21 protein-coding genes are annotated in these 24,161 nt (G+C 43.6%); 16 read left to right on the forward strand and 5 right to left on the reverse strand.

The genetic code is table 11. The features are described from left to right. Positions 1 to 89: 89 nt before the first annotated feature. Entirely contained in the window at positions 90 to 995 is a 906-nt protein-coding gene (locus tag BN1002_RS20680; protein ID WP_048827424.1) for a glutamate biosynthesis transcriptional regulator GltC, read from the reverse strand. Between the two features lie 171 nt (positions 996 to 1,166). Between BN1002_RS20680 and gdhA the strand changes: the two genes are divergently transcribed. Further along, positions 1,167 to 2,549, forward strand: coding sequence for an NADP-specific glutamate dehydrogenase (gdhA, locus tag BN1002_RS20685; protein WP_048827425.1), 1,383 nt, complete (start codon positions 1,167 to 1,169; stop codon positions 2,547 to 2,549). A 561-nt stretch (positions 2,550 to 3,110) separates the two neighbouring features. Here the strand turns inward: gdhA and BN1002_RS20690 are convergent. Beyond that, on the reverse strand, positions 3,111 to 3,413 hold the full coding sequence (locus tag BN1002_RS20690; protein WP_048827426.1) for a hypothetical protein: 303 nt from the start codon (positions 3,411 to 3,413) through the stop codon (positions 3,111 to 3,113). A 153-nt stretch (positions 3,414 to 3,566) separates the two neighbouring features. Here BN1002_RS20690 and ahpC point away from each other — a divergent pair, with 153 nt between their 5' ends. The 3 genes from ahpC (at position 3,567) to BN1002_RS20705 (ending at position 6,563) form a co-directional block, all read left to right on the forward strand. Further along, the gene (ahpC, locus tag BN1002_RS20695; RefSeq protein WP_048827427.1) at positions 3,567 to 4,130 is read left to right on the forward strand and encodes an alkyl hydroperoxide reductase subunit C; all 564 of its coding nucleotides are present in this window, start codon (positions 3,567 to 3,569) and stop codon (positions 4,128 to 4,130) included. 13 nt (positions 4,131 to 4,143) lie between these two features. Then, the gene (ahpF, locus tag BN1002_RS20700) at positions 4,144 to 5,673 is read left to right on the forward strand and encodes an alkyl hydroperoxide reductase subunit F (protein ID WP_048827428.1); all 1,530 of its coding nucleotides are present in this window, start codon (positions 4,144 to 4,146) and stop codon (positions 5,671 to 5,673) included. Between the two features lie 278 nt (positions 5,674 to 5,951). Then, positions 5,952 to 6,563: a hypothetical protein gene (locus BN1002_RS20705; RefSeq protein WP_048827429.1), complete on the forward strand. Its 612-nt coding sequence runs from the start codon at positions 5,952 to 5,954 to the stop codon at positions 6,561 to 6,563. A 96-nt stretch (positions 6,564 to 6,659) separates the two neighbouring features. Here BN1002_RS20705 and BN1002_RS20710 read toward each other — a convergent pair whose 3' ends face one another. Then, positions 6,660 to 7,115, reverse strand: coding sequence for a GNAT family N-acetyltransferase (locus BN1002_RS20710; RefSeq protein WP_048827430.1), 456 nt, complete (start codon positions 7,113 to 7,115; stop codon positions 6,660 to 6,662). Positions 7,116 to 7,265: 150 nt separating this feature from the next. After that, positions 7,266 to 8,822, reverse strand: coding sequence for a malate:quinone oxidoreductase (locus BN1002_RS20715; protein ID WP_048827431.1), 1,557 nt, complete (start codon positions 8,820 to 8,822; stop codon positions 7,266 to 7,268). Between the two features lie 420 nt (positions 8,823 to 9,242). Between BN1002_RS20715 and BN1002_RS20720 the strand changes: the two genes are divergently transcribed. The 4 genes from BN1002_RS20720 to BN1002_RS24135 all read left to right on the forward strand — a co-directional run bounded on the left by BN1002_RS20720 (position 9,243) and on the right by BN1002_RS24135 (position 12,443). Next, on the forward strand, positions 9,243 to 9,539 hold the full coding sequence (locus BN1002_RS20720) for a hypothetical protein (protein WP_048827432.1): 297 nt from the start codon (positions 9,243 to 9,245) through the stop codon (positions 9,537 to 9,539). A gap of 34 nt (positions 9,540 to 9,573) precedes the next feature. Beyond that, entirely contained in the window at positions 9,574 to 9,870 is a 297-nt protein-coding gene (locus BN1002_RS20725; RefSeq protein ID WP_048827433.1) for a WXG100 family type VII secretion target, read from the forward strand. Between the two features lie 1,094 nt (positions 9,871 to 10,964). Continuing rightward, the gene (gene yedE, locus BN1002_RS20730; RefSeq protein WP_048827434.1) at positions 10,965 to 12,194 is read left to right on the forward strand and encodes a selenium metabolism membrane protein YedE/FdhT; all 1,230 of its coding nucleotides are present in this window, start codon (positions 10,965 to 10,967) and stop codon (positions 12,192 to 12,194) included. Between the two features lie 69 nt (positions 12,195 to 12,263). Beyond that, complete coding sequence (locus BN1002_RS24135; protein WP_269429824.1) at positions 12,264 to 12,443, forward strand: sulfurtransferase TusA family protein; 180 nt, start codon at positions 12,264 to 12,266, stop codon at positions 12,441 to 12,443. Positions 12,444 to 12,519: 76 nt separating this feature from the next. Here BN1002_RS24135 and BN1002_RS20735 read toward each other — a convergent pair whose 3' ends face one another. Beyond that, positions 12,520 to 13,794 carry an L-cysteine desulfidase family protein gene (locus tag BN1002_RS20735; protein ID WP_048827435.1) on the reverse strand — a complete coding sequence of 425 codons (1,275 nt, stop codon included), beginning with the start codon at positions 13,792 to 13,794 and terminating at the stop codon, positions 12,520 to 12,522. Between the two features lie 545 nt (positions 13,795 to 14,339). Between BN1002_RS20735 and BN1002_RS20740 the strand changes: the two genes are divergently transcribed. From BN1002_RS20740 to BN1002_RS20775, 8 genes are all read left to right on the forward strand, one after another. Further along, the gene (locus BN1002_RS20740) at positions 14,340 to 14,681 is read left to right on the forward strand and encodes a thioredoxin family protein (RefSeq protein WP_048827436.1); all 342 of its coding nucleotides are present in this window, start codon (positions 14,340 to 14,342) and stop codon (positions 14,679 to 14,681) included. 33 nt (positions 14,682 to 14,714) lie between these two features. Then, positions 14,715 to 16,106: a TldD/PmbA family protein gene (locus BN1002_RS20745; RefSeq protein WP_048827437.1), complete on the forward strand. Its 1,392-nt coding sequence runs from the start codon at positions 14,715 to 14,717 to the stop codon at positions 16,104 to 16,106. After that, positions 16,103 to 17,452 carry a TldD/PmbA family protein gene (locus tag BN1002_RS20750; protein ID WP_231575069.1) on the forward strand — a complete coding sequence of 450 codons (1,350 nt, stop codon included), beginning with the start codon at positions 16,103 to 16,105 and terminating at the stop codon, positions 17,450 to 17,452. The genes BN1002_RS20745 and BN1002_RS20750 overlap by 4 nt, the downstream gene beginning before the upstream one ends. Before the next feature lie 117 nt (positions 17,453 to 17,569). Beyond that, positions 17,570 to 19,324 (forward strand): ABC transporter ATP-binding protein, encoded by a 1,755-nt coding sequence (locus BN1002_RS20755; protein WP_048827438.1) that lies wholly within the window; start codon positions 17,570 to 17,572, stop codon positions 19,322 to 19,324. A gap of 37 nt (positions 19,325 to 19,361) precedes the next feature. Then, a complete protein-coding gene (locus BN1002_RS20760; RefSeq protein WP_048827439.1) occupies positions 19,362 to 21,128 on the forward strand; it encodes an ABC transporter ATP-binding protein in 1,767 nt (588 codons plus the stop codon). Positions 21,129 to 21,201: 73 nt separating this feature from the next. Then, positions 21,202 to 21,723: a hypothetical protein gene (locus BN1002_RS20765; RefSeq protein WP_048827440.1), complete on the forward strand. Its 522-nt coding sequence runs from the start codon at positions 21,202 to 21,204 to the stop codon at positions 21,721 to 21,723. Positions 21,724 to 22,030: 307 nt separating this feature from the next. Then, on the forward strand, positions 22,031 to 23,356 hold the full coding sequence (locus tag BN1002_RS20770; RefSeq protein ID WP_048827441.1) for a sensor histidine kinase: 1,326 nt from the start codon (positions 22,031 to 22,033) through the stop codon (positions 23,354 to 23,356). A 46-nt stretch (positions 23,357 to 23,402) separates the two neighbouring features. Continuing rightward, positions 23,403 to 24,146 (forward strand): LytR/AlgR family response regulator transcription factor, encoded by a 744-nt coding sequence (locus BN1002_RS20775; protein ID WP_048827442.1) that lies wholly within the window; start codon positions 23,403 to 23,405, stop codon positions 24,144 to 24,146. The last annotated feature ends 15 nt before the right edge of the window (positions 24,147 to 24,161 follow it).

A 24,161-nucleotide genomic window follows, 5' to 3' on the forward strand; every position in this document is an offset into this window, starting at 1 on the left:
CTGTCTCGTTTTTTTTGTATTCGGGACAGTCTCTTGGTGAGATGGCCGGACGGTGTCCAAAACATACGGAGTGAAAAAGAGAAAACCAATTATATTTGATAGCGATCCAGCATGCTGAAGAATTCACGGACGAATTCATGGAACAGCTTCTCGGCCGGCAGCAACTGGCGGTCACTTGGAATGATGATGCCGACCGTGCGGTTCACCTGGGGCTCAACAATTGGCAGCCTTACGGTCGAACGCGGCACGCTGTCAACGAGCGTCACTTCGGGAATAAGCGTTACTCCGAGACCAGCGGAGACCAATCCCTTGATCGCATCAATATCTTCCCCTTCGAAAGAAACAGCGGGCTCGAAACCAAACTGCCTGCAGGCCGTATCGACGATTTCACGCAAAACAAATCCTTTCGGAAAAAGGATGAACGAGTCGTCTCTTAACTGGCTCAGTTTAATGGAACGTTGTTTTGAGAGCGGGTGTCCGGCCGGAAGCAGGGCTACGATCTTTTCAGTAAATAAAATGTCACCCTTCACTTTTTTCTCTGGTTTCGGAAGCGGGCCTAGTAAGGCCATATCGATGTCTCCGTTTACGACTCCGGCAATTAGATCATGGTAGGAACTTTGCTTCAGCTCGAATTTCACATGAGGGTACCGCTCTCTGAAGGCGGAAATGATTGTAGGCAGCGTATAAGCCGCGAGACTGCTCGGGAATCCAATCCGAACGATTCCTTGTTCCGGATCCAGATATTCCTGGACCTCCTGCCTCGCATTGTCGATTACCTTCATCGCCTCTTCCATATATTCAAGAAACATTCTTCCAATCGGAGTCAGTTTTACATTCCGCCCTTCACGAATAAAAAGATCGACACCCAATTCCGCTTCCAGATTGAAAATCTGCCTGCTGACGGCGGATTGAGCCACATGCAGGACCAAAGCAGCCTCTGTGACATGCTCCCTTTTTGCCACTTCAATGAAGTATTGAATCTGTCTTAATTCCACTTTTTCCACCCCCATCGTCTAATTATCTCATATCGGCATCATTCTTATCTAATTTTCATATTGTTTAGATTGTTTAGCAATTATAAAATAAGGAAACTAAATAATTTAATTGCGTAAAGTTGAAAACTCATTTATTTTTATGCAGACTTTTTGCAAAAGGGGTGCTGAAACATGACTGCTTTACAGGATGTTGAAAAGGCAAAAGTAAAAACCGCAAAAGAGTATGTGGATGAAGTATTCACCACGGTGATTGCACGTAATCCTTATGAATATGAATTTCATCAGGCTGTGAAGGAAATATTCGATTCCCTCGTCCCTGTATTTGCTAAATATCCGGAATACATGGACCATAGCATCCTTGAACGGATTGTCGAACCTGAAAGAGTCATCACATTCAGAGTGCCGTGGGTCGACGATAACGGCAAAGTCCAGGTAAACCGCGGCTTCCGTGTGCAGTTCAACAGTGCAATCGGACCTTACAAAGGCGGTCTGCGCTTCCATCCCTCCGTTAACTCAAGCATCATTAAATTTCTCGGCTTTGAGCAGATTTTCAAAAACTCCCTTACGTGCCAGCCAATCGGTGGCGGTAAAGGCGGAGCAGACTTCGATCCAAAAGGGAAATCGGACGGGGAAATCATGCGGTTCACCCAAAGCTTCATGACAGAACTGTACCGTCATATCGGGCCAGATATCGATGTGCCAGCCGGTGACATCGGGGTAGGCGCGAGAGAAATCGGCTATATGTTCGGACAATATAAGCGAATCCGCGGCAGCTATGAAGCAGGCGTCCTGACCGGGAAAGGGATTGGCTACGGCGGCAGCCTTACCCGGAAAGAAGCGACAGGCTACGGTACTGTCTACTTTGTCGAGGAAATGCTTAAAGATAAAGGGCTTAGCTTTAAAGGCAGCAAGGTGGTTGTGTCCGGCTCCGGCAATGTCTCCATTTATGCAATGGAAAAAGCGATGCAGCTCGGTGCGAAAGTAGTCGCCTGCAGCGACTCAAACGGCTATATTTATGACGAGAATGGAATCGACCTCGATACGGTCAAGCGACTGAAGGAAGTTGAGCGGAAAAGGATCCGTGAGTATGTAAAAGAGCATCCACAGGCAACTTATGTGGAAGGTTGCTCTGGCATTTGGTCGATTCCATGTGATATCGCCCTTCCATGCGCGACGCAAAACGAAATCGACGAAACGACGGCCCAGTTGATGGTTGCCAATGGCGTGAAGGCGGTTGGTGAAGGCGCCAATATGCCATCAAACTTGGAAGCCATTGATGTGTTTTTGAACAGCCATATTCTCTTTGGCCCTGGAAAAGCGGCCAATGCGGGTGGCGTAGCAGTATCCTCACTTGAAATGTCCCAGAACAGCATGCGGCTGTCCTGGACATTCGAAGAAGTCGATGCCAAACTGCATCAAATCATGGAAAATATATACCGGAACAGCATCAAAGCTGCCGAGGAATACGGCCATCCAGGCAACCTCGTGGTCGGCGCCAACATCGCCGGGTTTATCCGCGTAGCGGACGCCATGATCGCACAGGGCGTTATTTAACAATTATGAATAAAAAGGTGATTGCTTCCCGTTTTGTGGGCAATCGCCTTTTTTTGTTGGGGTGAGGTTGCTCTCGCTTTCGGAAAGTGAACGAGGTTGGGACTCGGAAGGGAGTTTTAGGCTCCCCCCTGTCCCAATCTGCTTCCTGTTGGGACAGTGATTCACTAAAACTGCCGGTGGCTGTCCCAAGTTGGACGTGGTTGGGACTGGGATTTGGATTTTAGACTCCATTCTGTCCCAAAGTGCTTTTCATTGGGACAGTGATTCACTAAAATAGCCGGTGGCTGTCCCAAGTTGGACGTGGTTGGGACTGGGATTTGGATTTTAGACTCCATTCTGTCCCAAAGTGCTTTTCATTTAGACAGTGATTCACTAAAATAGCCGGTGGCTGTCCCAAGTTGGACGTGGTTGGGACTGGGATTTGGATTTTAGACTCCATTCTGTCCCAAAGTGCTTTTCATTGGGACAGTGATTCACTAAAATAGCCGGTGGCTGTCCCAAGTTGAACGTGGTTGGGACTGGGATTTTTATTTTAGACTCCATTCTGTCCCAAAGTGCTTTTCATTGAGACAGTGATTCACCCGAATAGCTGGGGCTGTCCGAAGTTAATAAATGTTCGGACAGGCAGCCAGGATCTTCTCCTCCATCTGTCCGAAGTTCAATATTATAGCGATTACCAAACAAGCCTTTAGCGGCAAATCTTCTCGTGATCTTTCTTTTGCCAAAAAAATCACCTTCCCCTTTAGTTAACACTATATACAGTTGAGAAACAGGAGCGTAATTGAAAATCAGCCACCCCTTCCCACTCCCTTCACAAACCACTATTTCTCTAACCAAAAAACAAATTATGACCTCTTTCAACAAAATAATACCTTTCCCTTGACAATACAATAAGGATTATATAATAATAGTTTGTGTATTAGAATTATTATAAATAACTAATAATAATAAAAAACACGTTAGTTATTTATGTTTCACCCTTACCAAAATAATTATTTTTATAGGAGGATTTTCACTATGTCACTTATCGGTAAAGAAGTACTTCCATTCACAGCGCAGGCTTACAAAAACGGTGAATTCATCGAGGTTAGCGATCAGGACTTCAGAGGCCAATGGAGCGTTGTCTGCTTCTACCCGGCTGACTTCACTTTCGTTTGTCCGACCGAACTGGAAGACCTTCAGAATCAATACCCAGCCCTTCAAGAGCTCGGCGTTGAAGTATTCTCTGTATCACGCGATTCCCATTTTACACATAAAGCATGGCACGATACATCTGAAACAATAGGTAAAATCACTTATGCAATGATTGGTGACCCAGCTCATATCTTATCCCGCAACTTCGATGTACTCATTGAAGAACTGGGACAGGCTGATCGCGGTACTTTCATCATTGATCCGGATGGCGTCATCCAAGCAGTTGAAATCAACGCAGGCGGAATTGGCCGTGATGCAAGCACACTTATCAACAAAATCAAAGCAGCCCAATACGTGCGCAACAACCCAGGTGAAGTCTGCCCGGCTAAGTGGAAAGAAGGAGAAACAACCCTGAAGCCAAGCCTTGACCTTGTCGGAAAAATCTAAGGAGTGCTTATAGATGATACTAGATGCAGATATTAAGGCGCAATTACAGCAATATCTTCAACTAATGGAGAACGATGTGTTGCTGAAAGTCAGCGCAGGTTCCGATGAGTTATCAAAAGACATGCTGGCGCTTGTCGACGAACTGACCGCTATGTCGAACCGGATTAAAGTGGAGAAAGCTACGTTGGAAAGAACACCAAGCTTTAGTGTCAATCGCATCGGGGAGGATACCGGGATTATTTTTGCCGGTATTCCCCTCGGTCATGAGTTCACTTCCTTCGTGCTTGCGCTTCTGCAGGTAAGCGGCCGCCCTCCGAAGGTCGACCAAAGCGTCATCGATCAAGTGAAAAGTCTCAAAGGCGAGTATCGCTTTGAAACTTACGTATCTTTGAGCTGCCATAACTGCCCGGATGTCGTCCAGGCGCTGAACGTGATGAGTGTCCTGAATCCAGGCGTTTCCCATACGATGATTGACGGCGCTGCCTTCAAGCAGGAAGTCGAAAGCAAGAAAGTCATGGCTGTCCCGACCGTTTTCCTTAATGGGGAAGAGTTTGGCGGAGGCCGGATGTCCCTTGAGGAAATCCTTGCAAAACTGGGAAGCACACAAGACCCGGCAGAGCTGTCCAATAAAGAGCCGTTCGATGTTCTTGTTGTCGGCGGAGGCCCCGCTGGCGCAAGCGCGGCGATTTATACGGCCCGTAAAGGAATCCGGACAGGGATTGTCGCTGAACGTTTCGGCGGCCAAATCATGGATACTCTCGGAATTGAAAACTTCATTGGCACAAAATACACAGAAGGCCCTAAACTGGCCGCTACACTTGAAGAGCATGTCAAAGAGTATGACATCGATGTCATGAATCTTCAGCGGGCAAAGCGCCTTGAAAAGAAAGACTTCATCGAGCTCGAACTTGAAAACGGCGCTGTCCTGAAAAGCAAGGCAGTCATCCTTTCAACTGGCGCGCGCTGGCGCAATGTCAACGTCCCGGGTGAACAAGAGTTTAAAAACAAAGGTGTTGCCTACTGCCCTCACTGTGACGGCCCTCTTTTTGAAGGAAAAGACGTTGCGGTCATTGGCGGAGGAAACTCCGGCATCGAGGCGGCCATCGACCTGGCAGGGATTGTCAAGCATGTAACAGTTTTTGAGTTCATGTCTGAGCTCAAGGCTGACTCTGTCTTGCAAGACCGCCTGTACAGCCTACCGAACGTAACAGTTATCAAAAATGCCCAGACGAAAGAAATCACGGGTACTGACAAAGTTAACGGCATTAGCTATATTGACCGTGAAACAGGTGAAGAACATCATGTTGAGCTTGATGGCGTGTTCGTTCAAATCGGCCTCGTTCCGAATACAGACTGGCTTGGCGATGCGCTTGAGCGCAACCGCATGGGTGAAATCGTCGTCGACAATCGTGGCGCGACAAGCCTGCCAGGCGTGTTCGCTGCCGGCGATTGTACTAACAGTCCATTTAAGCAAATCATCATTTCGATGGGATCAGGCGCGAATGCCGCTCTTGGCGCATTCGACTATCTGATCAGAAATTAAATTATGGCAAACCCGCTGTACTGCCTTTGAAGCAGTATAGCGGTTTTTTTATTGATATAAACTTACAAAAATCTCCAATTGATGACCACAACTGAAACTTTAGAAAAAGCCTTAATTTCTGCCCTTTTTGCCACTTACTGCTTAAAGCAGACACTACTAAACGACACTATCTGGTTATCTGAAATGATAGAGTTGTCGAACTTCTCTTAAATACTTTTTTTCTTCCCTATTGTAAAATGAGTTTAGCGGTTTAGGTTTCCAAAAAATGGGGGGTACTAATGAGAAAAGTAAACGTTTTGATCCTGACAGTTGTGTTCCTTTTGACTATGGCCATGCCAGCAATGGCGCAAGGTAAATCCACAGTATACAAAGGCTCTTTTCAAGGCGCTTCATTCTATGCCACAGAAGGCACCACCGATACCTATGTAGACCTTTCTACTAACTTTGAGGGCAAAAACTCTTATATCCTCTATTACCAAACCTATGATTATGAGAAAGATGAAATCTATTACGGAATCGCTGAAATTCCGGCAACCAAAGCTGTTTTTGATGTGAACAAAGGTACAGCGAAAGTGAATCAGACTGTAGATGTATTTAAAGTCAATTTCACTTGCGATGAGGAAGGGGAATGCACGGAAGAAGAATCCCCTGCTGGCACTAAGTCCCTCAACCTTACTTGGAAGTTTAATCCAAAAAGTTATTCTACCTTTAAATATACCGACAAAAATGTCCCGATAGATTTTAATGAATTCATCAAACTTTCCAAGGGTACCTTTAAAGACTACTATCAAGTCTCGGTAACCGGAACAATCGGAGGCAAGAAAACAGACAGCTATGAGTATTCCTCAGGGTCTGTAACGACTGGTTCTTCCTTCACCATCATTAAATAAAGAATTCCGCAATTTCATTCTAAAAACCTAAACCCCAATAGATCTGCATGCAAAAGGCCGGCTCCTATCGACCGGCCCTTTAATATATTTAATAGTTTATCTATGCCCTTCTTTCCGAGCTTGTATATAGCCATAATAGGCACAGGTACCACTCTGCGATAAATCCTTTACTTCAAAACCGCATTTTTCGTAGAAGTTAAAATTATTCGCAGAGGTATGGGCAAACCAATCGCCATGGGGAAGTTTTTGAACACAAAGCTCCACAAGTTTTTTCCCTATTCCTCTACCTTGATATTCTGTTAAAACAAACAAATCCATTATATTAGCAGCCATGATCCCGTCTGAAATTACCCTAACCATGCCAATCATCTTGTCCCGGTCCCAGACAGTAAATGCCCATGTCGAGTTTGTAAATATCAACGAAAATTTTTCTTTTTGCCAATTCGGGGTATTCCGGGCCCACCCCGCATCCTCAAATAGAGCTTCTACATATTCTGCTGGGACCCCTTCCGTCCCTTCCCTGATTACCAAGCCATTAAAATATTGATACAAATTCAGCCCCCCCTTTATGCTATATATACTTCAACATGCTGGGGATTACTTCCTTTTTTTCTGGACTTTTAGATGGATTCATGCAAAACCTTATGAAAATAAAAGGGTAGCCAACTTTGTACGTTGGATACCCTTTTTAAATAAACTAATTTAGGACGATATTGGTTTCTCTGCAAAATGGCGGTGGCCGGCCTCCAGATTTCCGTTGTTGACCATTGAACGATCGCCCCCCAGCCCGAGCGTCCAGGCTGTATGAGAGTGAATTTCATGGAAAAGGTCCGGATTCTCTGACAAAGAGACTCCATATGACGGAACCATATCGATGATTTTCGGCTCCCACAATTTAAATTGCTCAGGGAAGCACTTTTTAAGAACCTCAAGCATGACATGGACGGCAGTCGATGCACCCGGGGATGCTCCGAGCAAGGCTGCTACCGAACCATCCGCAGCGGTGATGACTTCCGTTCCGAATTGGAGCGTGCCCCTTCCGCCTGCTTCGGTGTCTTTGATGACTTGAACCCGCTGGCCGGCTACAACAATATCCCAATCTTCACTTTTCGCATGAGGAATGAATTCCTGTAATTCCTCAATTCGTTTATCTTTCGATAGCATAAGTTGTTGAATCAGGTATTTTGTTAATGGTATGTTCTTCGCGCCAGCTGCCAGCATGGTGATGAGATTGTTTGGTTTTACGGAAAGCAATAAATCGAGATTCGAACCTGTTTTCAAAAACTTCGGAGTAAAGCCGGCAAACGGCCCAAAGAGCAATGACTTTTTGTTGTCAATATACCGTGTATCCAAGTGTGGCACTGACATTGGCGGCGCGCCGACAGCAGCCTTTCCGTATACTTTCGCATGATGCTGCTCGACAACCTCCGGGTTATTGCATACGAGGAACAGCCCGCTTACCGGGAATCCCCCGATTTGCCTGCTCTCAGGAATCCCTGTTTTTTGCAGCAGAGGCAAGCTTCCCCCGCCACCGCCGATAAAGACGAATTTTGCTGTATGGCGCTCGATGGCCCCGGTATTCATATTCCATACCTTAAGCTCCCACAAGCCATTACTTGTCCGTTTTATATCTTCAACCTGATGCTTATATTTAATGTCAACGTTTTGCTTTTTTAAATGGCCAAATAAAACACGGGTTAATTCACCGAAGTTAACATCTGTTCCCGAATCGATTTTCGTTGCTGCAATCGGTTCCGTAGATGTCCGCCCTTCCATCATTAACGGCATCCAATCCTTCAGTTTTTCCGGATCATCGGAAAACTCCATTCCGTGGAATAACGGACTCTCCGAAAGCGCTTTAAATCTCTTTTTCAGGAATGCCACATTTGCCTCCCCTTGAACAAAACTGATGTGAGGCAAAGGCATAATGAAATTTTGCGGATGTTCAATTAGATTCCTGTTTACGAGATAAGACCAGAATTGCCTTGAAATCTGGAACTGCTCATTGACTTTAATTGCTTTGCTAATATCCAGGGAGCCGTCCTGCTTTTCAACGGTATAGTTAAGCTCGCACAGCGCCGAGTGGCCTGTCCCCGCATTATTCCACTCGTTTGAGCTTTCTTCCCCGGCTTTATCAAGTTTTTCAAATACAGTAACTTTCCAATCAGGCGCTAATTCTTTCAGCAATGTGCCGAGAGTCGCGCTCATGATGCCCGCACCAATCAAGATAACGTCTGTCTCAGTTTGACTGTTACTCATTTTTCCCATCCCTATCCGTTAAACTTTGCAGAAAGGATGCAGGGCGCTTTTCTCAGGCGTCGCAGCAAGCCTGGCCGTGGATACGTCACATCATTTCTGCAATCATGTTATTCCGATAGCAAAACACTACTTTTCCATTATATCACTGTTGTTAATAGATTTAAATTTCTACTGTTTAAAAGATGGAAAAAGTGAGAATCCCTTTTTGAAGCCTACGGGACCTTCTATCGGTGGAAAACTTGTTCTTGAAGACACAAATTCAAAAAAGCGGCTTTCCTTCTCTTAAAAGCACATCCTTTTTACTATTTTTTACTTTTATGGATAATAATATTTGGTATAAATTAGGTTATCAACTATAATAATGGTAATTTCCATGATCTTTCAATAGTACCGATAACCAATAGAAAAGCAGGTGGTGAAATGGGTATCAACGTGGGCCAGGCAAGGCATCAAGCACAGGTTTTAGCCAGTCAGGCAAAAAATTTACATGAAATAAGCAACCAGATAGTTTCCTATGAATCTATGTTAAATAGCTACTGGCAGGCTGAAGAAATGAAATACGTCAATCAGGCTATCAACAAAATCGAAATTGAGTTGAGAAGTACCGCTGCCACCCTTACTCAATTGGAATCTATCATTATTCATACTGCCCAAATGATCCGTCAGGAAGAAATGGAAGAAGAGAGAAAAGCGGCAGAACAACTCAGGTTGAGGTGATTTTGGTGGGGATAATCATAATGAGGTGGAATAAATGGTCAAGTTTACAGTAGACACAGTTAAATTAGATCACACAGCGAGTAAAATGAACCAGCATGCGAAGGATTGTGAAAAGATTTATAACGAGCTGGTTGCAGGATTCAGCCGTTTGGGATCTGCCTGGCAAGGGGCAGACAGTGTGGAATTTGCGGCCCAAATAAAAAGTCCTTTGGATGACCTTCGCAAAATGAATGTCACAATGAGGAAGTATGCCGAGTTTTTAACAAATAGCTCCAAAGCCTATAGGGATGCACAAAAAGACGTCTTGAGCGCCGCCCAAAGACTAACATGATTTTGCACGTAACAGTTAATTTTTAAACATGATAAGACAAAATTAAAAAGTCGAGATTGAAATCCTATCATTCAGTAAATAATGACGCTTGCCAATTAACAACTCTTTCGGGACAATTTGTTCTTCATTCCACCGGGTTCTGTCCCAATGCCCTTCTAATTGGGACAACTTCACTATCAATCTAACGATTCCTGTCCCAAGTAAAACGAGTTTGGGACTGAAAAAGCAGATATAACCTTCAATCTGTCCCAAGCTGTTTCAAATCGGGACAACTCCACCAATAATCTTCATATGCTTGTCCCAATTACCAACTCACTAGGAATTAATACTCTTCCACCTCCTCGAACTATCAATATACCTGTCTCCACGTATCGATATTTCCGATTGTAAACAACCAAACCTATTGATAACTCGAATTGATGCTGATCGATTTACCGTTATATCATTAACTAAATAGTTTCTAAATGCCTAGGACTCGCTAGGCATTTTTTCATTTTGGTTACTTAAAATGATCTGTATTTTTTGATGGGTTGCAAACCTGTACATGGCTTTTCATTTAAGAAGGGAGTCAACTTCGTCAACAACCCACCACTTAACACCCTTGCAGGTTGTTTGAAGTGGGGGCTTGCGTCTGCCAGAGTTAGACAGTGCTTCTACCCTCATAGAGAACAACTACGCTTGTTCCTACCCAGTAGTGCGGACGAGCAATGCTCTCCTACCTTAGTGTGGTGGAACATCAGAACGGTTGACTTCGCCCCTACCACAAGAGCCATGCTCCTGTGGTAACCGTTCATACGGATATTACGATAAGTTAAAGATTTTACGGTTGCAACGACTTCCTGCAACCAACCTAATATCTTTAGTTGTCAAAGAACGATAAGAGTGCCTTCAGCAAGATTTTGCCCAACGGTTTTCTCTTGCAATTATTATACTAGAAAAGGAGGGAGCAAGGTGGGAGTTTCAGATACTTGATATGGTACAAAATCTTACGATTTTAACCGTACCATACCGTATCTGACGGCTATTCCTCCCCCACTTATCGTTAGGCTACGCCATTCACACGATTGAAGTGGGGGTATCCTTGCCGATTTTAGATGAATCTCTATCAAAAAATCTTCAAAGAATATTGGAATCCCTATGTCGCAATAAGCATTGCCGGACTGGTAAGTGCTTTGTATTTTGGAATTACCGGAACGGTCTGGGCTGTTACAGGTGAATTCACCAGGTTAGGCGGCCATATGCTGGAGATGTTCGGGATAGATATCTCGGACTGGGCATATTTTAACCTTATTGGCATGAAAGGAACGACTTTCAGCCGGACGGATGGCTGGATTGTCATCGGCATGCTAATTGGCGGGCTGATCACTATCTTATTGAGCAATAGCTTTAAAATCCGTATCCCGAAACAAAAGCGCCGCTTGGTACAAGGTTTTGCCGGGGGGATTATTGCGGGATTCGGCGCGCGCCTTGCGCTTGGCTGCAACCTGGCCGCCTTCTTTACAGGCGTTCCCCAGTTTTCGTTCCACTCATGGATTTTTATGCTGACAACAGCCATCGGAACTTTTTTTGGCGTAAAAGTGGTCAGCACGAAATGGTGGCGGGGTAAACCGGCCTTAATGAAAGGATCACTGAACGCTGTTGTGACCGAGCATGTCCAGAAAAGGAATGTCCAGCCGATTATAGGGTTTATTTTTGCCGGCCTCTATAGCTGCCTTGTCATTTACTTTTTCGCCACAGGCAAACCAATGCTGGCAGTAGCCTGTATCGCTGGTGCCCTGTTCGGAATTCTGATTGAGCGTGGGCAAATCTGCTTCACTTCGGCTTTTCGTGATTTGTGGATCAGCGGACGCGCCGTCATGTCAAAAGCCATTGCGGTTGGCATGATCATTAGTGTCGTTGTGACGTTCTTCTATATTCAAAGCGGCTCTGTCGCCATTATTAAAATAGCCGCTCCAAGCACGGCGATTGGCGGATTGCTGTTCGGCTTTGGCATCGTGCTTGCCGGTGGCTGTGAAACCGGCATGATGTACCGCGCAATGGAAGGCCAAGTGTTATACTGGGTAGTAGGCGCGGGAAATATTGTCGGTGCCACCCTGCTTGCATACGGATGGGATCATCTTGGCATCTATACAGCTTTCGTGAAAAGTGGGAAGCCAATCAACCTGATGGAGCTTTGGGGCCCAATGGGAGCGTTGTTTGGAACTTTGGCCATGCTCGCTGCCTGGTTACTCCTGGCAAATTGGTGGGAAAAACGATTCCGTTACGGTTCCGGAATCACGGAGCAAAAGAAGAAAAAAATTGCGACTGTAGCAAAGGAGGCTTAAAACGTGTCTCAAGTCTTTGATGTCAATTACACATTGGACATTCGCGGCGAGCCTTGACCGTATCCTGTCATCTATGCGCTGGATGCGCTGAAAACCATGAAAATCGGGGAAGTTTTGCAAGTGATCGCCGATTGCCCGCAATCTTTCCGCAGTGTTCCTGAAGAAGCAGCCAAGCACGGCTACAAGCTTCTTGATGAACCGAAAAAGGTCGGGCAGGATATCTATTTCTACATTAAAGTTGTTAACTAGCTCAGTTCCAGAAAAATTATCCTTTATAAAAAGCACCCTATAAGCTGACAAAATTCACTTATAGAGTGCTTTTTTTCTATTTCTCCATCATCAGCTTTAAAATCCATTGATCCGTATGTCTTGTTCCTTCATTGCCAAGGGTCGAAAAAGCGGCGATGCTTTTTTCTACATCATCATGAATAAAGCCATCGGTCGATTGTATTTCCTGATTGTTCAAGGCGAGTAAGGCTGATTGGACTGCCACATTGGAACAGGTCGATACCTTCATGGCACAGCCTGCTTTCGCTCCGTCACAGATCATCCCGGATACATTGCCGATCGTATTCTGGATTGCCGCTTTCAGTTGCGAGAGCGATCCGCCCAGTAAATAAACGATTGCGGCACTTGCCCCCATCCCTGCCGCGGTTACTCCGCAGAGGGCCGATAGACGGCCAAATTTCGATTTAATATGGATGGTCACTAGATGGCTGAGCGCGACCGCGCGGATCATTTGTTCCTCGGTGACCTTTAGTTTTTCCGCTGCTGCCACAACGGGAAGCGTGACGGCAATTCCCTGGTTTCCGCTCCCTGTGTTCGCCATGACGGGAAGTGTCGAGCCGGCCATCCTGGCATCTGAGCCTGCGGCAGCCAAAGACATGGCGGCAGTCGCCAAATCATCGGACAAGATTCCCTTTTTCACATTTTCCTGAATGGTTTTACCTACATTCAACCCATAATTCCCTGCCAGGCCTTCCAATCCAATCACTTTATTCAATTCAATGCTTTCCTTCACAAGGGCAAGGTCTTTCAGGTCCGCCTGCAAAACCCACTCATATAGCTCATCAATCGTCAAAGCATCCAGTTCTTCATCCGCTGAATTGAAGCCTATGTTTTCACAGCCGCCGTGAAAAATTGCCTTTCCATTCACTTCTATTAAAGTTATATTGCTATGATTATCAGATATTACCACTCTGGCATGGTCTATTTTTGTTTGTACGAATACTTCAATATAAAGCCTTTTGGGTGTGTCTGCCTGGCTGGCTTCTACCTTTCCCTCTTCGATCAGCATAAACGCCAATTTTTCCTGGTCCTTTGTAATCCCCGCTAATAATTCAAGCTTTTTATCCGGGTTTCCGGCAATTGCCCCGATGGCGGCTGAAAATTCAAGTCCCTTCCCCGACACGCCAGGTATGCCAACTGATTTAGCATTCTTAATAATATTGCCGCTCGCTTTTACGGTAATCCTTTCAATTTCACCGTTGACATGGCTTTTTGCTGTCGCAGCAGCTAATGCGATGGCCACTGGTTCGGTGCACCCAAGGGCAACAACTAATTCCCTTTCCAAAATTGCTGAAATTTTATGTTTTTCCATTATATAGTTTTCTCTCCTTTATCCTGTTCAAGGAAAATGTCTAAAAATCATCTTTTTTGTATCTTATTAATTTTTTGATTTTTCATTCTTATTTCTAAACCTACCTTACATTTTTCTTGCCAGTAATTCAACGGGACGGGATTAAAAGGGAGTTTTTCTTGATAGCTTGGTCACTGGAATTGGTGATTTAAGTTCTTATTAAACGAACCTACTTTAAAAGGATTCAGACAGAATTGACATGATTTTGACCCACATTCGCCCAAAGGATTGATTCCATAAAAGATATAATGATATTTTTACAGTAATTTTTCTATAATTCAAATTTTCACTAATTTTTAGGCTCAGTTAAAGGTGAGTGTTGATTTTCGAAGAAGTTGATTGGAACGGAGGGGACTGACTCCGGCGGGATGAAGCGGCTCGTGGAGACCCCACAGGCGTCTAGGACGCCGAGGAGGCTCCACGGTCTGCCCCGCGGAAAGCATGTCCCCGGAGTGGAAATCAACAATCCCAGATAACATAGCCAATTTATAAAAGGTGGTAACGACATGTCAAATGTGACGGCAATTACAAAAGAAGAATTCCAGAAGGAAGTTATTGAAAGTGAACTTCCAGTATTAGTTGATTTTTGGACGGAAGGCTGTGGTCCTTGCGCGGCAATGGTACCCGCTCTCAATGCGGTCTCCGAAGCTCTGGCTGGAAAAGTTAAATTCATTAAACACGAAGTAACATATGCGGACGTTGTGGAAAAAGAAAGTGAAGTTGCCGTAAAATATGATGTTGCAGCTTTTCCGACCTTAATGTTATTTGAGAACGGCGAGGTTAAGAAAACCTTTATCGGTGCTTTATTTGAAGAAGAGCTTCTGGACTTTCTAAAGGAAGTAAAATAAGGCATCCATTGAAATGAAATGAGGAGTCGCGTTATGCTACAACAATCAATAGCGGAAAATGTATTATATGCAGCACTTGAAACAGGCGGGGATTTTGCGGATCTGTTTGTTGAGGATAAAAGGAACACTTCACTAACCATGACCGGAGGGGTTGTCGAAAAGGCGCTTTCAGGCCGGGATTTTGGCGTGGGGATTCGAATCCTGAAAGGAGATTACTCTGTCTATGCCTTTACAAATGATACGAGTGAGGAGAATTTAATCCGTGTTGCCCGCTCAGCCGCGAAATCAATACGGAGCGAAACTCTTAATCTATCCATTGACTTGAGAAAATCCGCCGCAGACAACAAACACCAGTTTTCGGTTCTTCCAAATTCAGTTGAAAAATCCAAAAAGGTTGAATGGATGAAACGCGCCCATGCAGCGGCGAGAGAATTCGATCCCATCATTACTCAAACCTCAGTGTTCTATGTCGATACAGTCCAGGATGTCCTAATTGCAAATTCCGAAGGGCTATTTATCGAGGATAGACGATTCTACAATCGCCTCGGTGTTAGTGCCATGGCTGAAAAGAACGGCGAGAAGGAATCTGCTTTTATGGGACCGGGAAGTTTCGCCGGATTAGAGTATATGGACAACCTTAATATCGAAGCCATTGGACGTGAGGCAGCACAAAGCGCGAAAACAATCCTTTTTGCCGATTATGCGCCGTCCGGAAATTTCCCTGTCGTCATAAACAATGGCTTTGGCGGAGTTATTTTCCACGAAGCCTGCGGGCATGGTTTGGAATCGGTTGCTGTATCGAGAAAGGCTTCGGTGTTTGCGGATAAAGTTGGAGAATCTGTGGCCTCCCCGCTAGTGACTGCTTACGACGACGGCACGATTCTTAATACTTGGGGTTCCTTGAACATAGACGACGAAGGAATGCCAACAAAAAAAAATCTGTTAATTGAAAATGGCATTTTGAAAGGCTATTTAATCGATCGCGTTGGAAGTAGAAAAATGGAAATGGCCAGTACGGGTTCAGGCAGAAGACAAAATTATAAATACGCTCCAACTTCACGAATGAATAATACGTATATTGCAGCGGGTTCTTCTACACCGGAAGAAATTATCGCGGCTACCGAGCTTGGGATCTATGCGAAGCATTTTGAAGGCGGATCTGTTAATCCGGCCACTAGTGATTATAATTTCACTGTAAGCGAGGCGTATATGATCAGGAATGGAAAAGTTGCCGAGCCAATTAAAGGGGCAGCCTTAATCGGTAAAGGAATTGATACATTAAAGAAAATCGACATGGTCGGAAATGATTTGGACCTTGGTTTAGGGATGTGCGGAGCGAGCAGCGGCAGTGTGCCCGTGACTGTGGGGCAGCCAACAATCCGGGTCTCAGAACTGACTGTTGGCGGCAGAGGAGGAAATGCATGATGGACATTCGCGGATTTCAGACTGAGCTCTTCAAACGCGGCAAAGAGCAAGGCTTTAGCGAAATGGAGATTTACTTTTCCTCCAATAAGGCGATTTCAATCAGTGTTTTCCAAAGGGAAATTGAAGAATATACGATCATTGAGCAAGGAGGCGTTTCTTTTCGGGGATTGTACAACGGACAAATGGGTTATTCCTATGCGGAAAAGGTCGACCGTGATTCTATCGGGCTCCTGCTTGAGGAAGCCAAGGGCAATTCATTAGTCCTTGAAGTTGAAGACGGTGAGAATCTGTTTGAAGGATCAAAATCCTATGCAGAGCCTATGCCCTATTCCGAGTCCCTTGCAAAAATTGATGCTGAAACCCTCATTGAGGCAGCCTTCAGAATGGAGAAAGCCGCTTACGATTTTGATAAAAGAATTGATCTCGTCAATTCCTGCGGGATTTCCAAAACAATCAGTGAAATGCTTATTGCCAATACATTTGGACTGAATTGCCACCGGAAGACAGCATATATAAGCGCCGGTATTTACTTAGTTGCGAAAGACGGCGAATCTACCGCGACAGGGGGAGACCAGGACTTTACCCTCACCGACTTTTCAAAGCTCGATTTTCAAAAGATTGCTGAAAAAGGCGCAAAAGAAGCAATTTCGAAATTGAATGCAGAGTCTATCGAATCAGGCCAGTATCCTGTTATTTTCCGTTATGATACTGCAAGCAGTTTACTTGGTTCCTATTTGGATGCCTTCTCAGCTGACTCTGTTCAAAAGGGTTATTCGAAACTTATTGGTAGATTGAACGAGCAGATAGCAGGCTCAAATATTACGATCATTGACGATCCAACCATGAGTGGCGTTCCGGGTAACGCGACCTTTGATTCTGAGGGGTTTGCAACAAAACGGAAGGAACTCATTAAAGACGGCCTGCTGGCCAACTTTTTGCACAATCGGAAGACAGCCAAAAAAGATGGCGTTGAATCAACGGGAAACGCTGTAAAAGGCGGATTTCAGGGGACGATTGGAGTGGGTCCCTATAATGTTTATCTTGAACCTGGAGACAGCTCTTTCGATGAACTGATTGCAAAGACAGATAAAGGGATTGTGATTGTTGAACTGCAGGGTGAGAACGCCGGTATAAATCCGCTTGCGGGAGACTTTTCCCTCGCGGCAATCGGGTTCCTTGTTGAGGATGGAAAAATTGTCCGCCCTATCGACCAATTTACGATAGCAGGAAACTTTTTCGAACTCCTTAATGAGATTGAGGAAATCGGAAATGATCTTACATTCCGCAGCAGCATTAACTTTCCTTCCATTAAAGTAAAAGCATTATCCATTACTGGGAATAAATGATTTCCGAAAGATTGGCGTATACGTAAATTGGCTGCTCAGCCGAGGTGTACGCCCTTCTTCAGAGGTAAATTGTCTGAAGATTGGATAAATAACTTCGGCCAAAAGGAGGAGAATTCTTTGGTATTCTCCAAACGAAAACAAGCGAAACAAAATGAAAAGGGAATCTGGAAAGCCTATTTAAAACTAATGTTTAAAGCGAAGCTTCCGTGGAAATGGCTGATTTTTGCGATTGTGCTTAACCTGATCAGTACAACATTAACCTTGATTTTCCCTCAATATATGCAAAAAATTTATTCAGGCGTTTTTACTAATCCAGTCATTTTCGGTGCATTGGCTATTTTATTATTTAATGTCATTTTCAATGGAATTGTCCGTTACGTCGGGAAATTAACGATGTACAAAATCGATGTAAGTTACCGAGGGCTTATTTGGGAAAGACTCATGCATTCCCCTCTGACGCTGTATGACAAAGTGAAGCCCACGGAAATGGTGAGCCGAATTACACTCGATGCAGGTACAATCAGCCAGGTTCTTGGCGGATGGGGACCCGGAATTATCTCAATGGTTTACTCCACGGTTGGAGTAATTGCCATTTTATTCACTTACGATTGGCATCTTGGTTTAGCAGTCCTTGTGTACGTCCCCTTCTATCTCATTTTCAATATTTTATATGGGAAATGGAATTATCGCGCAAGTAAAACAACATATAACCGCCTTTCGAAGCTCACCCAATTTCTCTCCGAGCTGTTAATGAGTGTACCGCTCATTAAAACCTTTGTAACAGAAGCTAAAGAAGAACAAAGAGGAAAAGAACAACTCGATTACTATTATAAAGCCAATTTAAAAAGAGCGATTGTCCAATGGGTGGAGAGTCCGGTTTACAACTTTTTGAGTGTAGCGCAAGAAGCATTCGTTATAGGTTATGGCGCTTACTTGGTTAAAAGCGGAGCCATTACCCTTCCACAATGGATTGCATTCTTTATGTATGTCGGTATGCTATGGCCGACATTGACCACATTCACATATTTGTATTCGGATATTAAACGAAGCCAGGGAGCAACCTCCCGGATCGCCGACTTAATTGATAGTCCAATCGAGCAGTATGAAAAAGAAAAGCCCATCTCTCAAATTCAAGAAGGTATTGTTTTTGAAAATGTCGCCTTTGGTTACGGAGATAAGAAAGTCCTTACAGATGTCAGCTTTTCAATTCCAATTGGGCAATTGACTGCGATTGTGGGTCCGAGCGGAAGCGGAAAATCAACCCTTCTATCACTCTTGCAGCAGTTTTATCAACCTAAATCAGGAGCGATTTCACTTTTAAACGGCCAAAATATCAATGAATTTCATTTAAATGACTGGCGTAAGCTATTCAGTTATGTGGCTCAGGACAGCCCGCTCATTTCCGGGTCCATTCGCGAAAATATTGTTTTTGGAGTTGACCGGGAAGTAAGCGATATTGAAATTATGCAGGCTGCAGATGCTGCTAACGCGCTTCGATTTATTAAAGACTTTCCGAATGGTTTTGATTCTGATGTAGGTGAAGCGGGGTCGAACTTATCAGGCGGTCAGCGGCAAAGAATTGCAATTGCAAGGGCAATTCTGAGGAACTCCCCTATTCTTCTTTTGGATGAGGCTACCGCCAGCCTAGATAGCCAATCGGAAAAGGTCGTCCAGGAGGCCATGAGAAGATTGATGAAAGATCATACAACTGTCATGATCGCTCATGATTTATCGACCATTCGTGATGCGGACCAAATTGTCCTTTTAGACTCCGGCAAAGTAGATGGCATTGGAACACACCAGGAACTCATGGAAACAAATGAGTTGTATCAATTGTTCGTTAAACTTCATATGGAATCGGCAGCGAGCTGACTATCTTTCCGTTCATCATTGTTAAGGAGGTCTGAAAGTGCAAGAGGAAACGACGCATTCTTATAAAGAATTTTTTGGGCTTATCTTTAAATCGAAGCTGCCCTGGCACCTCTATTTATTCGGTTTTATCGCCATGATCGCCAGTACGACCCTCTCACTGCAAATGCCAGTTGTGACGTCCAAAATCATGGAAGGCAAAATCTTTGATATGGATATTGTGTTTAAATATATCGGGCTTTCAGCAGCCGCTTTCGGACTGGCAAGTGTTTCCGCCTTTTTCGTTGCTGTTACCGCCCCGGCTGCAAAAAGAAGCCTGCAAAAGGCGATTTGGCCGAAAATGATCCGTATGCCCATGTCACAGTACAATAAGCAGCCGTCCCAGCAGCTTATAAGCCGTGTAACTATCGATACCGGCTTTATTGATAGTGTGATTTCCGATTTCAAATCACTGTTGAACGCCTCTTATGGGATTTTCGGGTCGTTTGCGATTATGTACAGCATGAATGCAAAGCTTACATTGGCGTTGCTGCCGGTTGTTCCCTATATCCTGATTGTTACGGTTGTGGTCGGTAAGTATACACAGAAGACACAATCAAGGGTGCAAGGACAGTTTTCTGGAGTGACGGCATTTTTTGCCGAACGGTTGCCAAGAGTGCGATTGATTAAATCCTTCGGTAAAGAACATGAGGAAATCGCCAAGGGGCATGATTGCCTAAAGGAGCAGTATGCTGCCGAGAAAAAACGCGCCTTCGTTGACTTGTTCGCGGAGCCGCTCAGGTCCAGCACCCAGGCAATCATTCAAGGGACTACCCTCGTTTACGGCTCTTACTTAATTAGAAATGGCGAATTGAAGGTTAGTGAAGTGATTGCCTTCTTCATGTATGTTGCCTTCATTCATAACGGTGTCTTGCAATACAGCTTATTCTGGAATAATTTAAAGCAGGCTAAAGGCGCTTCTGACAAAATCGCAACGATTTTAAATACACCGAGTGAAGGGTTAGAACGAAAGACTTCCTTTAAAAATTCATTTGAAAAAGATGAAGGAAAAATCAAGTTGGAAAATGTCTCATTTAGTTATGAGAACAAAACGGTATTATCAAATATTAATTTGACCATTCCTAAAGGAAAGCTTACGGCTATTGTAGGGCCAAGCGGCGGCGGGAAATCTACTATCTTCAGCTTACTGGAAAGATTTTATGAGCCGAATGTCGGCAGGATCCTGGTCAATAATACCCCCGCTGAGGAAATCCATCTTGATGAGTGGAGAAAATCAATCGCTTATGTTTCTCAAACTAGTCCCTTACTATCCGGTACAATCCGCGATAATATTACGTACGGTATTGACCGGGCCGTAAGTGATGAAGAAGTTTGGGAAGCGGCTGTACAGGCAGATGCACTTGATTTTATTCAAGAATTTCCTGACGGGTTCCATACCGAGGTTGGAGAATTCGGATCAAAACTTTCAGGCGGCCAACGGCAGCGGATTGCCATTGCCAGGGCCCTTATTAAGGATCCTGAAATTCTTCTACTGGATGAGGCGATGGCAAGCCTTGATGCCCGGTCGGAGCATGAAATTGAAAAATCGTTCAAAGAGATTATGAGCGGCCGTACCACCATAATGATTGCCCATGATTTAAATACTGTTAAGGACGCAGACCAAATCATTGTAATCGATTCTGGAAAGGTCAGCGGAGTTGGCACCCATAAAGAATTATTGGAATCGACCAGTATTTATAAAAAGCTTGTTGAAATCCAAGCCGAAAAAGATGCAAAGCTCGGGGCAATTTCCTTTCAAGAGGTCTAACATCCGGTTAAATTGTTAAAATTAAGTTTTTGGCATTTAACATACTATTTTATATTTCAAGGGGGAAACACAAATGAAAAAATTATTCACATTATTGATGATGCTTGTACTGGCCATGGCATTGGCTGCATGTAGCAGCGATGGTGGCAACGCAAAGGCTGGGGAAGATAAGGGCAAAAAATCAGAGGAACAAGCTGGGAAAGATGAAGCTGCTGGTGAAGAAGAAGGTATTGAAGGCCTTGTAGACCCAAAATCCGTTGAAAATGAGTATTTCAAATCTGTACATGCATTATTGAAGGAAGAAGGCTATGAGGTTGGAGAGCTTATTGCTGAGGATCATACCTTCTTTGATGCCAAGCAAGCCGTTTCGATTGAAATAGATGGCGAGGATATGCTGCCTTTACAAATCTTTGATTTAGACAAAGACAATAAGCATTTAGCTGATGCGAAGAAAACCGGCATGGGCTGGGCTACGTTCGATGGCCAGGAAGGCGAAATCCCAGTGTTAGTCATTGATCATTATTATTTCTTCATAAATGAAGGCCATCCGAAGCAAAAGGAAATTTACGACTTGTTGGAAAAGAAACTAAAATAGAGATAAATGCCTTTCTAATTCTCTTAAGCAATTTAAGAGGATCGGAGGGGCTTTTTCTTTAGGGGAAAATTGCTATTTCTTCCTTTTCAAATCTATAAACGGCTTTTTTTCCGTTTTTCTACCACCATGCAGTACAATAAAAATATTTTTGCAAAATAGAAATTCCCCTAGGTTATTGAAGCTTGTATAGGTCTTTTGTATAATAATTAATAAGCTGAAAAATTGACAAAAAATTTAAAAATCTTTTGCTTGTTAGATTAAGCTAGCTCTGTATTTTACTTTTCATGGATAGGAATTAGGTGATGGGATGACCTGGGATATTTTCAAGTCTCTCTTTTCAATCATAACAATGATCATCGAGGTAGGAACGTGTCTGGTCGTCGGGTTCTCTTTTACAGGCGCCCGCCTCAAAGAAAACACAAGGTCGATTCTAATTATTAGCCTCATCGTAGGCCTTGCCTATTACCTTTGTTCTCTATTAATTGACAGCCATGTTATTTTATTGGGCATTTTTTTATTTCTAATCCCAATTTTGAATTTTGCGTTAAAGCTTCCCCTATCCCAGGCCATCGTTACGATTCTGCTGGCTTTACTCTTTGATTTAATGGTCATTCACCTAATCGAGTATAATTCTTTTTATCTAATTTTAAATAGAAGCCATGAGTCGATTGATGTGGGAATGAACATTTCTTATGATTTATTTGTGGCACTCAATAATATCTTTATTTCAATCATTATGTATCAGAAATCACCGGTGTTATTTTCCGAAATCATCTTCGAAAAACAAAAGACCGGCGAAAATTCAGCTGCTCCATTCAGAATACAATTATTTTTTGTCATCTTTATTTTGTTCAGTCTAAATTCTGGACTTTTTCTGGTTCTCTTGGAATCAAATCACCTGCGTCCTTACTTTCAAGTGTTTTTAACGATATGGAGTTTGGTTATTTGTGTATTGTTTCTTTTCTTTTTAAGAAGCTCAATATCCCATAAGCATGATCGAATCCAACTGTTCCTAGATCAGCAATATCAGAATGACCTGCTTTCTTTTTACACCATCATCCGTTCTCAACGGCATGACTTCAACTTTCATTTAACAGCCATACACGGATTGATCCAAAAAAGGGAATATGCATCCTGTAACGACTATATTGCAAAAATGGTGAAGGACGCCCAGGAGGTTAATGAGTTGCTTCCTTTAAGCCATCCTTCAATCGCCGCCATGCTTAGCACATTTAAAGAGTTGGCTTCTAAAAGAGGCATTCAAATTCACTATGATATATTGGACGATTTAAGGTATATGCCCTGCTCCGTATATGAAATGAACAAGATTTTAGGGAATTTGATTCAAAATGCTTTAGATGAAGCTGGAAACCCAAACAATGAGTACAACTCGATCGAGATGGAAATTAAGAGGGAGTATGGAAATATTGTTATTTCGGTGGCCAATCCGGCAAATATATCGGAGGAAGAGCTTCATCACATTTTTCAAATTGGTTTTTCCAACAAATCCGCCCATGAAGGGCTTGGTCTGCCAACTATCCAGAAAATCATTTCTAAATACCATGGTGTCATTTATCCTGAACTGGAAAGCGGGAGTATCCGTTTTATTGCAAAAATACCTGTCTCTACCTAAGTTTTACGTTATCTTTTTCAACCTTACTCCTTGGAGGTGAACTTCAATGTTAATAAACGCTTTAATCGTAGACGATGAGCAGCATTGCATAACGGCTTTGAAAAGCTGCCTGGAGTCTTTTCCAACCATCAATATTGTGGGAGAGGCCAATAGTGCCGAACAGGCACTTGTTATGCTGGAGGAAATCGATGCAGATCTTGTTTTTCTCGATATTGAAATGGATGGCATGGACGGTCTGCAGCTGGCCCGGAAAATAGAAAATCATTACCCAAGTTTAAAGGTAATCTTTATTACAGGCCATCCCGGCTTTGCACTTGAAGGCTATGAAGTTCATCCTGTTGACTTTTTAACAAAGCCAGTCAATATTAACCGCCTTGAAAAGGCTTTGAAAAAGGTAAACGAAATCATAACGAGAAACAGGAAACAAAAAAATCAAAAAGTGGGCTTGAATGTCGCCGGCGGCATCAGAATGATTCATACAAATGATATTCTTTATATTGAGAAGCAAGGAAGGACTATTTCGGTAGTCTGCGAAAACAATGAGAAATTCGTCTCAAAGGATTCAATGAAAAACCTTGAAACCATTTTTCAATCCTTTGATTTTTATCGTTCCCACCAATCCTTTCTCGTTCCTATGCAAAAAATAAAAGCCATTCAACCCGATCACTTTTCAAGGTCCTACACGATTTTATTATATGATAATAAAACAACCCTCCCCCTTAGCAGACATAATTACAACGAACTAAGGGAGTTATTGAAAAAGAACGTAAGCGGAGCCACAATCCACTAGAAACCAAATTTGCAG

Source organism: Bacillus sp. B-jedd (assembly GCF_000821085.1).
Lineage (GTDB): Bacteria > Bacillota > Bacilli > Bacillales > Cytobacillaceae > Bacillus_D.

What these genes read in the sequence shown, in the direction of transcription:
- BN1002_RS20740 (WP_048827436.1), top strand. Translation starts at nt 14,340, where the DNA reads ATGTCAAATGTGACGGCAATTACAAAAGAAGAATTCCAGAAGGAAGTT.
- BN1002_RS20715 (WP_048827431.1), bottom strand. Translation starts at nt 8,822, where the DNA reads ATGAGTAACAGTCAAACTGAGACAGACGTTATCTTGATTGGTGCGGGC.
- BN1002_RS20770 (WP_048827441.1), top strand. Translation starts at nt 22,031, where the DNA reads ATGACCTGGGATATTTTCAAGTCTCTCTTTTCAATCATAACAATGATC.
- BN1002_RS20745 (WP_048827437.1), top strand. Translation starts at nt 14,715, where the DNA reads ATGCTACAACAATCAATAGCGGAAAATGTATTATATGCAGCACTTGAA.
- gdhA (WP_048827425.1), top strand. Translation starts at nt 1,167, where the DNA reads ATGACTGCTTTACAGGATGTTGAAAAGGCAAAAGTAAAAACCGCAAAA.
- BN1002_RS20705 (WP_048827429.1), top strand. Translation starts at nt 5,952, where the DNA reads ATGAGAAAAGTAAACGTTTTGATCCTGACAGTTGTGTTCCTTTTGACT.
- BN1002_RS20750 (WP_231575069.1), top strand. Translation starts at nt 16,103, where the DNA reads ATGATGGACATTCGCGGATTTCAGACTGAGCTCTTCAAACGCGGCAAA.
- BN1002_RS20725 (WP_048827433.1), top strand. Translation starts at nt 9,574, where the DNA reads ATGGTCAAGTTTACAGTAGACACAGTTAAATTAGATCACACAGCGAGT.
- BN1002_RS20720 (WP_048827432.1), top strand. Translation starts at nt 9,243, where the DNA reads ATGGGTATCAACGTGGGCCAGGCAAGGCATCAAGCACAGGTTTTAGCC.
- BN1002_RS20735 (WP_048827435.1), bottom strand. Translation starts at nt 13,794, where the DNA reads ATGGAAAAACATAAAATTTCAGCAATTTTGGAAAGGGAATTAGTTGTT.
- BN1002_RS20765 (WP_048827440.1), top strand. Translation starts at nt 21,202, where the DNA reads ATGAAAAAATTATTCACATTATTGATGATGCTTGTACTGGCCATGGCA.
- yedE (WP_048827434.1), top strand. Translation starts at nt 10,965, where the DNA reads ATGAATCTCTATCAAAAAATCTTCAAAGAATATTGGAATCCCTATGTC.
- ahpF (WP_048827428.1), top strand. Translation starts at nt 4,144, where the DNA reads ATGATACTAGATGCAGATATTAAGGCGCAATTACAGCAATATCTTCAA.
- BN1002_RS20775 (WP_048827442.1), top strand. Translation starts at nt 23,403, where the DNA reads ATGTTAATAAACGCTTTAATCGTAGACGATGAGCAGCATTGCATAACG.
- ahpC (WP_048827427.1), top strand. Translation starts at nt 3,567, where the DNA reads ATGTCACTTATCGGTAAAGAAGTACTTCCATTCACAGCGCAGGCTTAC.